Source organism: Leifsonia sp. fls2-241-R2A-40a, from assembly GCF_030209575.1.
Classification (GTDB): Bacteria; Actinomycetota; Actinomycetes; order Actinomycetales; family Microbacteriaceae; genus Leifsonia.
Genome location: NZ_JARVRS010000001.1, coordinates 321074 through 331507 on the forward strand (window position 1 = coordinate 321074; position 10434 = coordinate 331507).

The following is a 10434-nucleotide window of genomic DNA, read 5'->3' on the forward strand; positions in this document are numbered from 1 at the left end:
CCCTTCCGTTCGCACTGGATGTTTTCGAACGCTATAACTCCGGTGGTGACGGCCACGCCCCGGATGCAGAGAGCGCATGACCATCCGGCCGACGGGCAGCTGGACGGTTCAGCGGTATCCGAATCGCCGGCCTGGGTATGCGCGTTTGGCATTGGCTCGCCTGCCCGCCTCGTCTCAGACTCGAGCCATGACCAGTTCAACCAAGCCGACCCTCGTTCTCGTTCACGGCGCGTGGGCGGATTCCGCCAGCTTCGCCGCGGTCACCGCCACCCTCCAGCTCGAGGGATACAACGTACTTCTGGCTCCGAATCCCCTGCGCGGCGTGGAGTCGGACACCAAGGCAGTGAGCGATTTCGTCGCTCAAGCCACATCGGGACCCGTGGTGCTCGCAGCCCACTCGTACGGTGGTGTCCTCATCACCGGCGCGGCTGCTGCCCTCCCCCAGGTGAAGGCGCTCGTCTACATCGACGCGTACGCTCCGGACGATGGCGAAAGCGCGACCACCCTCAGCAACGCCCTGCCCGGTTCGCTGCTGAACGTGCCCGACCCGACCACCGTGTTCGACTTCGTGCTCCCGGCGGCGGACGCCCCGCAAGGCGACTATGACAGCTACATCAAGCGAGACAAGTTCCACGAGATCTTCGCGGAGACGCTGCCGAAGACGGAGTCGAACCTTCTGGCGGCCGGACAGGCGCCGGCGACACTGGCCGCTCTGGGGACACCGTTCACCGGAACGCCTGCGTGGAAGTCGCTGCCGAGCTGGTACTTCGTCGGCAGGGTCGACCGCGTCATCCCGGAGGCGCAGCAGCGCGCGATGGCTGAACGTGCGGGAAGCGTCGTGGTGGACGGCCACGCTCCGCATCTCTCGATGCTCGCCGAGCCGGTGAAGGTGTCCCGCCTGATCGTCGAGGCCGCCACGTCCATCACTAGGAGCTGAGGCAGCCGATGGCACCGTCCGAGCCGGTCCTTCTTACTGGCGTGGGCGGAGGCCCGAGCAGCATCAGCCGCCTGACCGCCCATTCGCTGTTGAAGGCCGGCCAGACGGTGCGCCTGCTGATTCATCGTGATGACGGGCGCGCCGACGACCTTCGCCGCCTAGGCGCCGAGGTCGTCGTCGGGGACCTGGCCGACCCGCAAGACGTCGCCGACGCGCTCCGCGGCGTGCACCGGGTCTTCTTCAACATGGCCGTGTCTTCGGACTATCTGCGGGCGGCTGCCGTGATGAGCTCGGTCGCCGTCGAGTTGGGCGAACTGCACGCGCTGGTGAACATGTCACAACTCACGGTCGCCCAGATGACTGCGACGAGCAGTGATGAATCGGATCAGCAGCGGTTGCACTGGCTGGTCGAACGTATCGAGGAGTGGGCGCCCCTACCGGTGGTGAATGTTCGCCCGACGGTGTTCATGGACAACCCGATGTTCTCGATCGCTCCACGCCAGTTGATCGCGTCGGCGAACACACTCGCTTTGCCGATCGGCGCCGGACGGACCTCACCGGTAGCGGCGACGGATGTGGCCGCGGTGGTGTCCTCGATCCTGCTCGACCCATCGACGCACGTAGGAAGGACATACGAGCTCACCGGACCGGAATCGCTCAACCTGGACGAGCTCGCCGAACGCTATGGGCGGGCTCTCGGCAGAACACTGTCCGTGAGCGACATCCCGTTGGACGTCTACGAGCGGATGCTCAACAGCCTTCCCGGTCTTCCCTCACACGTTCGGCAGCACATCTATACCGTTGCCAAGCTGCACCGTGCCGGCCGGTACGATCGCTCGAGCAACGACGTCGAGCTCATCACCGGTAAGCCGGCGCAGTCATTGGAGAACTACATCGCACATCACCGAGAGCTCTTCTTCGGTGGTTCTGCTGGGTGATCCCACTCACGCGAATGCGGCCGCCGGTGCCCCGGCCAGCTTCAGAAAGTGCCGCACGGCGCCCGAGGCGTTGCCGGGGTGCCGTGCGAACGCCAGGGTGCGCTTGATCGGCTTCGGCGGAGCAGCCAGCGCGAGGCCCTCAGCACGGCCGACGAGGGCAACCGGACGCGGAACCACCGCGACGGTGCGTCCCGACTGCGAGATGGGGACCAGGAGGCTGCACGTGGAAACCTCCATGTGGGCGGCCGGTTGGAGTCGCAACATCTCGTACAGGAGCATCCCCCGCTGCTGGGGGAACTGCTGGGTGGGCAGATGAATCATGGTGCGTCGCTCGATCATCGCGGCTGTCACTGTCGGAATCGGTGAGTCCGGGGGCGTCTCGGTACCTCCGGGCCCCAGAACGATGAGGAAGTCCTGGCTGACTACCGGATGCGCGACGAGCGTCTCGGAGGTCAGCGGAAGATCTACGATCGCCAGGTCGTGAAGGCCCGCCTCGACCATGCCGACGGCGGCCGCGGTGGTGTCGGCGGACGCCATCCGGAACTCGACTTCCGGCATGCTCTCGTGAAAGTCGGCGACCAGGCTCCCGAACCCGACGCTGAGGTTGCTCATCCCCACCACACTGAGTCTCCCGCGCGTCCCGGAGCGGACCAGGTCGATGGCACCACGAATGGACTGCGCTTCGCGGATGGCACGCCGCGCGGGCTCCATGAGGGCTCGGCCCGTGTCGGTGACGACAACACCGTGCGGCGTTCGGACGAACAGCCGGGTATCGAGTTCGCGCTCGAGCTGCGCTACTCGGCGCGTGAGGGCTGGCTGAGACAGGAACAGCGCCGTCGCGGCAGCGGAGAACGAGCCGTTCTCGTACACGGCCAGCACGGCCTCCAAACCTCTCAGATCCACAATGTGTCCTCTGTTCGGGTTCAACCTTTTAGCGGTCGCCCATACTCTAAACGACGGTGGGGTTCACTGTACAGGTAGACGGCACGGTGTCCCGCTCCTCGTGCAGAGCGGGACACTGTGCTGCCCGAGAGGTCGCCAGTCGTGCTAACGGACGGAGTCGGCCGCGTTCAGGATCACCTTCGTGACTTCCAGCGGCTTCGCCAGCATGGACAGGTGAGGCGCATCGACCTCGGTGACCTTGCCGTGGGCCCGCTGCGCCATCAGGCGCTGCTCAGCGGCGGGCAGCAGTCGGTCAGCGGTGCCGATGACGAACCAGCTGGGGATGGTCTTCCATGCCGGTGTACCGAGGAACGGGGTACCGAGGGCGCCGAACGTCACCGGGCTCTGCCTGGCGGCGAGGACCTTGGTGACCACCGACGGCAGGCTTGCCGCGAAGACCGACTTGAATTTGTCCTGGCGGATGTAGCTGTCCCAGTCGGCCTGCGAGGCATCCGGCGCAGGGAGGACGACGTCGAACACCGTGCTCGGGTCAGCGACGTTGAGCAGAGACCCGGGAGACGCGTTCGTGAGGGCTTGAGCGCTCTCACCGTCGTCCGGCGCGTAGCCGTCGACGTAGACGAGGGCCTTCACGTCCGGGTCGGCGAGCGCGGCGCCGGTGATCACCATGCCGCCGTAGGAGTGTCCGACCAGGACGACAGGACCGCTGGTGCGCTGCTTGATGAAGTCCGCGACCGCCTTCGTGTCCGTCTGCAGACCGCGAAGCGGGTTGGGCGCGGCCAGGACGGTGTATCCGGCGGCCTGCAGAGCGGCGGTCTCCGGTGTGAAGCTGGAAGCATCCGCCCACGCTCCATGGACGAGGACGATGGTCGGCTTGGAGGAGGTGGAGGACGCAGCGACGTGCTTGGTCTCGACGGCGGCGCTGCTGACCTGGGCGGGGATCGCGACGGCGAGAAGGCCGGCGACGGCGACGGCGATCGCCGCGACTTTGATTCGCTGAGGACGGGAGTGAGCTTTCATGGCTCCGAGTATGTGCGGCGGGAAGCGCAAAGTCTCATGCCGGAAACGCATGGCATCCGCCCGGGTTTCGATGGTCGTCTGCCGTCCGGATTTCAGCGCCGGACGCGCTGGACTTCCGTTCCCCAATCGCGTACGAACAGGTCGAGCCCTGCGAGGAGACCGCCTGGGAGTTGCTGAAGCCGCGCCGCCTCGGCGAGACCACCCAGATCGACCGGAGCGAATCCCATCTGGCCGAGCAGGGAACGAAGAGCGCCTTTGGACGGCACATCATCGCCGCTCATGACGATCACCCGACGATATCCCTCCGACGGCCGTGGATCGCTTGCCAAGACACGTGCGGGAGTGGTGTTGAACGCCTTGATGACGTGGGCACCGTGCGCCATTTCGGCTATCACCTCGCTGGAGGAGGGAACTCCGGGGAAGGGAGGCGTGCTCTGAGAGAAGTCGTTCGTCGCATCGATCAGCGTCCGGCCTCCCCAGTCGCCCAGATCCGCGAGTGCGAGCGGAGCATTCCTGTACGGCACGGCGAGCAACACGACGTCCGCATCCGCCGCTTCGTACTTGGTGCCGGCGCGAACGCCGACCCCGAGCGAGTGAGCGGTCGCGTCGAGACTGTCGGTTCGATGCGAGGAACTGATGGTCACCGTGTGGCCTGCAGAGAGGGCGCGAACGGTGAAGGCTTGGGCTAGGGCGCCTGCGCCGATTATTCCGAGCCGCATGTTTCGCCTTTCGTGCGATTGCTGGGTCGATTCGCTCTGCATCGAAGCGGACGGTCGGCGACGGCATGGCCAAAGCTGCTTACGATGGCACTGGCGATCCGGATCGCTCAGAGAGAAGTTCGAATATGGTCAAGTCGTCGAAGGCTGTCACCGCACAGCGCCGGGAAGAGATCGTCGACGCCGCCACACGCCAGCTCAAGCAGCGCGGCGTGGACGGTGTGCGGATTCCGGAGGTCATGAGCGACGTCGGCATGACGCCCGGCGGGTTCTACCGTCACTTCGACTCGAAGAGCAGCCTCACCGACGCCGCGTTGCGCCACGCCTTCGATATTCACCGCGGCATCATGGACGGCATCTCCGAGGCGGAACGCGGAGACCATCACGCAGCCATGGAGGCGTTCGTCGAGCTGTACATGAGCTGGGCCGACCCCGAGAGCCTCGCTGTCGGCTGCCCGGTCAGCGCGTTGGCCGGCGATGTCGCACGGGCACCGATGGACGCGTCACTCCGGGTGGTGTGGGCCGAGGAGCTCGACCGGATCTTCACGGTGGTCAGCGCGCTCGGCGACGAACAGGACGTCGACGAGACCACGCTGGCAGAGCAGCGTGCGCGCGCCATCGCCGGTTTCGCAACACTCGTCGGGGCGTCGATGCTGGCGCGAACGACAGCGGGCACTCCGCTCGCTGAGGAGATCCTCATGGCGGTCCAAAGCGCCTTGGCAACTGCGGAGAAGTGACCGCTGCGCCCCGAGCGCCCTTCGATGATCATTTCCCGGCCTCCCCGGTGGCGGTTGCCCTGCCCTCGGTGAGGGCTGTTCCGAGTCAACCGCCCCGGATGGTCGGGGTCCAATGTCGATAGCGGCGGCGGTCGATCAGCGTTTTGCATACGCCCGAATCGGGCCGTCCCCGCCGATTAGAGTCGCGATCATGACCGCATCAGCGACCCCGCCGCTTGGCGAAGCGTGGACGGCGACACGGTTCTCCGTCGTTGCTCAGTACAGCTTCGAGGAGCTCACCCAGCGCTTCGAACAGCTCGTGCCGGCGTACCCGCAGCAGGCCTTCTCGGACCTCGTCGACAGGCAGGCGTCGTGGAAGGAGATCGTGTCCTATGCCGAGGGCTACTCGGAACTCGGGCTGCTGACGTACTGGCACGACTCGGTCACCCGCATGATGGCTCTTGCCGGAAACCGGTCCAAGTGCGCGTTCTATTTCGTCGGCAACTTCCCCGTCGCCGAGCGGATGTACCGCCATGATCCTCGCGTGATGAACTACGCTCCCTTGCGGATGACGATCACCGAGAACGAACACGGCGTCGTGCACTTCACGACGGACCAGCCGAGCGGCGGCTTCGGGTCGTTCGGCGATCCGGCGATTACCGCGGTCGGCGAGGGCGTCGACCGCAAAGTCGCTCAACTGCTGCGCCGACTGGATCTTCCGGTGCCAGCCGCCCTGCTTCAGACAGCGGATTGCGGACCGAGCAGAGATGCTTGATCAGTTCCGAGCACGGTGCTGCCGTGGCTAGCGGAGGTGAACGGCGACGGCGTGCGGCTGGTCCCACTGCGGCCAATGAGACGCGTCTGCGACCGGCATGACGTCGACGTTCGGGAACAGCGCCCCGATGTTGCCTGCGATCTCTGCGGTCAGGTAGGGGTCGCCGTCGCCGAACGCGACGACCACGGGAACAGTCGACTGCTGCAGGTCGCCGTTCCGGACCCGGACGTCGTTTGCGTGCATCTCTGGAAACAGGGTCGCCGTCCATTGCCTGATCGCAGTGCGAGCATCCGGGTGCTCGGCACTGCCGAAGTACTGGGGCAGGATCGAGTGAGCGGCGACATTTTCCGCTGCGCTGGCGTCGATCCCGAATTGTCGGCCGGAATGGTTCAGGAGCCATCCCCGCAGTTGCGGATCCTCCATGAGGGCATCCGATAGGAGGTGGAGTTCTGGCGTGCCGAACAGGCGGATCATGTCGGGCAGCCGGAGCGCCGGGTCGGAGTGGAAATACCCGTTGAGCAGCACCAGCTTGCCGACCAACGACAGGTGGTCGAGCGTCACATTGATGGCGACGGCCACGCTGGCGTCATGTCCGACGAGTGTGACACCGATCAGCGACAGCTGTTCGAGGACGGCAACGACTTCGGTCTCGCGCTGCCCATCCGTCCAGCGCCGGTCCTCCCGGGGCGACAGTCCGTACCCACCGAAGTCGATGGTGACCACGTGCCTGCCCGCGAGCTCCGGTGTCAACCGGTCGTAGATGGTCGAGTCGTCGGGGAAACCATGCAACAAGACGATCGCCGGGCCCTCTCCCGGTTGCACGCCCACCCACACCTGCGAGACCCCACTGTCGATGGTGTGCTGCTCGGGATAAAGCTCTCGGTTGCTCATGGCTTCAGCTAACCGCCCTGCAGTGTCAGGGCGCCAGGGCATCGCGTTGCAAGAACTGCATAGCTCCGTGCGCGCTCACGCCGAAAGGGCGACGAGCCGGTGATCCGCTCGTCGCCCTCTCCGATCGCGTCGGATGTCAGGACACCGCCACCGGCTCTGATTGGACGGACGCCGCTGCGGCGGTCGAACGCTTGCCTGCGACAGCGGAGCGCACCAGGACCAGACCGAAGCCGACGATCGCCCAGATCGCCAGCACCACCAGCGAGGACCACGCAGACGAGCCGTCGAAGTAGCCGAACTCATTGACCGCCCGGAATGCGGCGCCGGGAGGAAGGATCGGGGAGATCACCTGTGCCCACCGAGGGAGGATGTCGTAGCCGATCGTCGCACCGCTCACCGCATTGCCGACGGTGGTCAACGCGAGAACCGCCAGGCCGATGCCGGCGGCGCCGAGCCAGGCCCCGAGCGCCTTGGTCGTGAAGGCGACAGCCGCCGAAAGCAGCGACAAGCTCGCCGCGAGGGCGATCCAGGGTGCATTGAGCGCGCCCAGGACCGGCCCGGCGATCGTGGCAGCTACGACGCCGATGACGACGGCGAATCCGCCCATTGCATACAGTCGATGGCGTAGCCGCACCTTTCCGGCGGCGCCGGTGAGACCCTGCGCAAGCACGAAGGAGGCCAGGGTGACACCGAAGACGACGTAGAACGCGGAGAGCCCGCGACTGTCGTACTTCACAAGCGGGACGACGTCCTGCTCGTGGACGGTGAGTCCGGCGTGTGCGGCCAAACCGTGCACCAGCGCTCGCGCTGCGCCGCTCTCGCTGAGCCCTTTGGCGCCGGCATAGTCGACCTGCAGGGTCGATCGGGAGCTGAGTCCGACAGCGGCGACTGCGTCACCGTTGCGCACCATGCGAGCGCCCTCTTCGAGTGAGGACACCTCGGTCACCGTGACCTTGTCGCCCAGCCCCTGCTGCGCCGCCGTCGCGAGTTGCTCACTCGCAACCGCCACAGGCAGGTGGAGGGGCTGCGGATCGCGCTGGATGCCCACATAGACAGCGATGAACGCCGCCCCGATGACCAGGCTGCTCACCACGGAGGCAATCCAGGCATTGTGATGAGTCTTGGGAGTTGCAGTTCCGCGGGATGTGATTTGCGGGGAGGACATGGCGCCGCTTTCTCGACTAGAATGGTTTGGATGTCAAACTTGGATAACAGTACAGCAAACGGTTTGAAAAGCAAACCTACTAAGGACTCGCTCGCCGTCGCCTTGGACGCCATCAACGACCGCTGGTCCCTTCACATCGTGCGAGCGCTCGCCTTCGGCGCCTCCCGTTACACGGAGATCCTGCGATCCGTCGGAGCGCCCCGTGATGTGCTTTCCGCTCGGCTCAAGAAGCTGGCCGAGACCGGGATCATCCAGGCCAAATCGGGCGATTCCGCCGGCGCCGGCTACGAACTGACGCAGAAAGGCAAGGACCTCGGCCAGGTGATCCTCGTACTGAAGCGGTGGGGCGACACGTACCGGCCGGATGACGTGCCACTGGTCGAGTTCACGCACGACGTGTGCGGGAACGTCTTCGTGGCGGACGTCAGATGCGAGGCATGCGGCCGAACCGTGAAGTCCGGTGAGTTCTCCGTTCGCTCCCCCGACCACGCCTGCTGAGACAGCCTGACCCACTCAGGCCACAGCCGGCTGACAGGTTCCGGCGTCGCGGCCGAGAACACGCCGCGCTGCCGCTCAGGTCACTCCCTCATCGCTGACTGGTCTGCCGCACCCACGGCGAGAGCTGCACCTGACCCTCGGCCGGCTTGTCCGTGAACCCGGCGAGCTGCACCTCGAACTCGCTTCGGTTCGGAGTGCTCATCCCTAACCGCGCTCCCCCGCTGCAAGCCGACAGCGACCCGTCCGCCGTGCCGTCGGTGTAAACCAGGCAGACCTGCATCTCGCCGGTCCCGCGGAGCAGATAGAGGTCGTGACCGTCCGCGGTCCCCTGGTACCGGGATGTGCCCGGGTCACCCTGCTCGACGTACTTCACAGCGACCGCGGGAACTGTGTCCTCCGGCGTGCGGGCTCGATCGAACGGCGACGGCGCGCTGACACATCCGCTCAGCATCACCGTCGCCACCGCCAGCACGAGTCCGACCCTTTGTCCACGCATCAGCGCACCCCCCCCGTCTGCACGGTAGCAGCGGGATGCGACTTTGAGCCACGCGCCGAACGGTCGTGGAGTCGCTAAGCGTCGGCCAGCTCGGTCGGCACCAGGATCACGTCGACGAGGGCGCCGTTCCTCCAGACCGTGACCTCGATGGGGTGGTCGATCGCGTTCTCGACCATCGCCTTCTGGACTGCTGTACTCGAGACGACGCGCCGGTGGTCGATCTCGATCACGATGTCGCCCTGCCTGATGCCGCCGAGGGCTGCAGGGCTGTCCTCGGACACCCCGGCGACCCTCAGCCCGGTCGAGGAGCCCAGTCGGCGCGCGAGTTCCGGGCTCAAGGCGGTTTCGGCCCCCACGATCCCCAACCAGGCACGGCGCACCCGCCCTTTCGTCATGAGCGACTCGATGATCCCCTTCGTCGTCTCGTTGATGGGGACGGCGAGCCCGAGTCCGAACCCGGCGAGCGCGGTGTTCACGCCGACCATTCGGCCGGCACTGTCGGCCAGCACTCCCCCGCTGTTTCCCGGGTTCAATGCCGCATCCGTCTGGATGACCTCGTCGACCACTCGTCCTGCGCTGGTCGGCAGCGACCGCCCGAGCGCTGACACGATCCCGGCTGTGACCGAGCCTGCCAGTCCCATGGGGTTCCCCAGCGCGACAACCAGCTGCCCGACTCTCAGCCCTGAGGCGTCACCCAGCTGCACCGGCGCCGGCGTCTTATCGATCGACTTCAGGACCGCGAGATCGGAGAGCGGATCCCGTCCCACCACTGACACCTCTACGGACGTTCCATCGGTGAACGCGGCTCGAGCAGATCGTGCGCCCTCCACCACGTGGGCGCTGGTGAGAAGGAACCCATCTGCCGTGATGACGCTGGCGCTACCCGCTCCGGCACCCCGGCTGGTGCGTACCGTGATGCTCGCGACCGAGGGCAGCACGAGGTCGGCGACGGAGACGACAGCGCGGGAGTATGCGTCGAGAGGATCAACTTCGGACATGCGCCTAGCGTGCGTCATTCACGCCAGGGTGTGGCCGCTGTTCGCTCACGGCTTCTACTGGTCTGTCGCCGGTTCCGAATCGCTCACGAATGCGCCACGGGACGGTGGCTGTGGTTGATTCGCCCGAACACCGCCCACCACGCGAGTTTGCGCGGTGCGTCGACGACCGGTTGGCCGGACGATACGGTCGGCCCTCGGTCGGCCTGTGAGCGACGCAGTTCGTTCTCGCGCTCCAGAGTCGCCGCGCGGCGGGAGTCGATGCGGAAGGCGACGAAAGTGTCGTAGTTCATGATGTTTCCTTTTCAGAAGCGGGACGCCACGGATGCGTCCACGATTACGGGGCGCGGTACTCGATCGCTCCTCGGCCGGTACTCGTCCGGTACT

Annotated in this window: 13 protein-coding genes; 5 read left to right on the forward strand and 8 right to left on the reverse strand. The window is 66.1% G+C overall.

The genetic code is table 11. The annotated features are described in order from the left end of the window. Positions 1-187: 187 nt before the first annotated feature. Entirely contained in the window at positions 188-937 is a 750-nt protein-coding gene (locus QRN40_RS01640) for an alpha/beta fold hydrolase (RefSeq protein ID WP_285113744.1), read from the forward strand. An 8-nt stretch (positions 938-945) separates the two neighbouring features. Beyond that, the gene (locus tag QRN40_RS01645) at positions 946-1875 is read left to right on the forward strand and encodes an NmrA family NAD(P)-binding protein (RefSeq protein WP_285113745.1); all 930 of its coding nucleotides are present in this window, start codon (positions 946-948) and stop codon (positions 1873-1875) included. A 6-nt stretch (positions 1876-1881) separates the two neighbouring features. Here the strand turns inward: QRN40_RS01645 and QRN40_RS01650 are convergent, their stop codons facing one another. The 3 genes from QRN40_RS01650 to QRN40_RS01660 all read right to left on the reverse strand — a co-directional run bounded on the left by QRN40_RS01650 (position 1882) and on the right by QRN40_RS01660 (position 4556). Beyond that, positions 1882-2778, reverse strand: a complete 897-nt coding sequence (locus tag QRN40_RS01650) for a LysR family transcriptional regulator (RefSeq protein ID WP_285113746.1) — start codon at positions 2776-2778, stop codon at positions 1882-1884. Between the two features lie 144 nt (positions 2779-2922). After that, positions 2923-3795, reverse strand: coding sequence for an alpha/beta fold hydrolase (locus tag QRN40_RS01655; RefSeq protein ID WP_285113747.1), 873 nt, complete (start codon positions 3793-3795; stop codon positions 2923-2925). A 92-nt stretch (positions 3796-3887) separates the two neighbouring features. After that, entirely contained in the window at positions 3888-4556 is a 669-nt protein-coding gene (locus tag QRN40_RS01660) for an NADPH-dependent F420 reductase (RefSeq protein WP_285113748.1), read from the reverse strand. A gap of 23 nt (positions 4557-4579) precedes the next feature. Here QRN40_RS01660 and QRN40_RS01665 point away from each other — a divergent pair, with 23 nt between their 5' ends. Together QRN40_RS01665 and QRN40_RS01670 are read left to right on the forward strand one after the other, a co-directional pair. After that, complete coding sequence (locus tag QRN40_RS01665; RefSeq protein ID WP_285113749.1) at positions 4580-5248, forward strand: TetR/AcrR family transcriptional regulator; 669 nt, start codon at positions 4580-4582, stop codon at positions 5246-5248. 190 nt (positions 5249-5438) lie between these two features. Beyond that, complete coding sequence (locus QRN40_RS01670) at positions 5439-6002, forward strand: DUF302 domain-containing protein (protein ID WP_285113750.1); 564 nt, start codon at positions 5439-5441, stop codon at positions 6000-6002. Between the two features lie 27 nt (positions 6003-6029). On the opposite strand, the gene QRN40_RS01675 is transcribed toward QRN40_RS01670, so the two are convergent. After that, on the reverse strand, positions 6030-6893 hold the full coding sequence (locus QRN40_RS01675; RefSeq protein WP_285113751.1) for an alpha/beta fold hydrolase: 864 nt from the start codon (positions 6891-6893) through the stop codon (positions 6030-6032). A 136-nt stretch (positions 6894-7029) separates the two neighbouring features. Then, the gene (locus tag QRN40_RS01680; RefSeq protein WP_285113752.1) at positions 7030-7986 is read right to left on the reverse strand and encodes a hypothetical protein; all 957 of its coding nucleotides are present in this window, start codon (positions 7984-7986) and stop codon (positions 7030-7032) included. Between the two features lie 102 nt (positions 7987-8088). On the opposite strand from QRN40_RS01680, the gene QRN40_RS01685 reads away from it, so the two are divergent. Then, positions 8089-8556 carry a winged helix-turn-helix transcriptional regulator gene (locus QRN40_RS01685; RefSeq protein WP_285113753.1) on the forward strand — a complete coding sequence of 156 codons (468 nt, stop codon included), beginning with the start codon at positions 8089-8091 and terminating at the stop codon, positions 8554-8556. A gap of 88 nt (positions 8557-8644) precedes the next feature. Here the strand turns inward: QRN40_RS01685 and QRN40_RS01690 are convergent, their stop codons facing one another. From QRN40_RS01690 to QRN40_RS01700, 3 genes are all read right to left on the reverse strand, one after another. Further along, positions 8645-9052, reverse strand: a complete 408-nt coding sequence (locus QRN40_RS01690; protein WP_285113754.1) for a hypothetical protein — start codon at positions 9050-9052, stop codon at positions 8645-8647. Between the two features lie 74 nt (positions 9053-9126). Further along, positions 9127-10050: a S1C family serine protease gene (locus tag QRN40_RS01695; RefSeq protein ID WP_285113755.1), complete on the reverse strand. Its 924-nt coding sequence runs from the start codon at positions 10048-10050 to the stop codon at positions 9127-9129. Positions 10051-10133: 83 nt separating this feature from the next. Beyond that, entirely contained in the window at positions 10134-10340 is a 207-nt protein-coding gene (locus QRN40_RS01700) for a hypothetical protein (RefSeq protein ID WP_285113756.1), read from the reverse strand. Positions 10341-10434: the final 94 nt, after the last annotated feature.

What these genes read in the sequence shown, in the direction of transcription:
- QRN40_RS01640 (WP_285113744.1), top strand. Translation starts at nt 188, where the DNA reads ATGACCAGTTCAACCAAGCCGACCCTCGTTCTCGTTCACGGCGCGTGG.
- QRN40_RS01645 (WP_285113745.1), top strand. Translation starts at nt 946, where the DNA reads ATGGCACCGTCCGAGCCGGTCCTTCTTACTGGCGTGGGCGGAGGCCCG.
- QRN40_RS01655 (WP_285113747.1), bottom strand. Translation starts at nt 3,795, where the DNA reads ATGAAAGCTCACTCCCGTCCTCAGCGAATCAAAGTCGCGGCGATCGCC.
- QRN40_RS01660 (WP_285113748.1), bottom strand. Translation starts at nt 4,556, where the DNA reads ATGCAGAGCGAATCGACCCAGCAATCGCACGAAAGGCGAAACATGCGG.
- QRN40_RS01665 (WP_285113749.1), top strand. Translation starts at nt 4,580, where the DNA reads ATGGCCAAAGCTGCTTACGATGGCACTGGCGATCCGGATCGCTCAGAG.
- QRN40_RS01670 (WP_285113750.1), top strand. Translation starts at nt 5,439, where the DNA reads ATGACCGCATCAGCGACCCCGCCGCTTGGCGAAGCGTGGACGGCGACA.
- QRN40_RS01675 (WP_285113751.1), bottom strand. Translation starts at nt 6,893, where the DNA reads ATGAGCAACCGAGAGCTTTATCCCGAGCAGCACACCATCGACAGTGGG.
- QRN40_RS01685 (WP_285113753.1), top strand. Translation starts at nt 8,089, where the DNA reads ATGTCAAACTTGGATAACAGTACAGCAAACGGTTTGAAAAGCAAACCT.
- QRN40_RS01690 (WP_285113754.1), bottom strand. Translation starts at nt 9,052, where the DNA reads ATGCGTGGACAAAGGGTCGGACTCGTGCTGGCGGTGGCGACGGTGATG.
- QRN40_RS01695 (WP_285113755.1), bottom strand. Translation starts at nt 10,050, where the DNA reads ATGTCCGAAGTTGATCCTCTCGACGCATACTCCCGCGCTGTCGTCTCC.
- QRN40_RS01700 (WP_285113756.1), bottom strand. Translation starts at nt 10,340, where the DNA reads ATGAACTACGACACTTTCGTCGCCTTCCGCATCGACTCCCGCCGCGCG.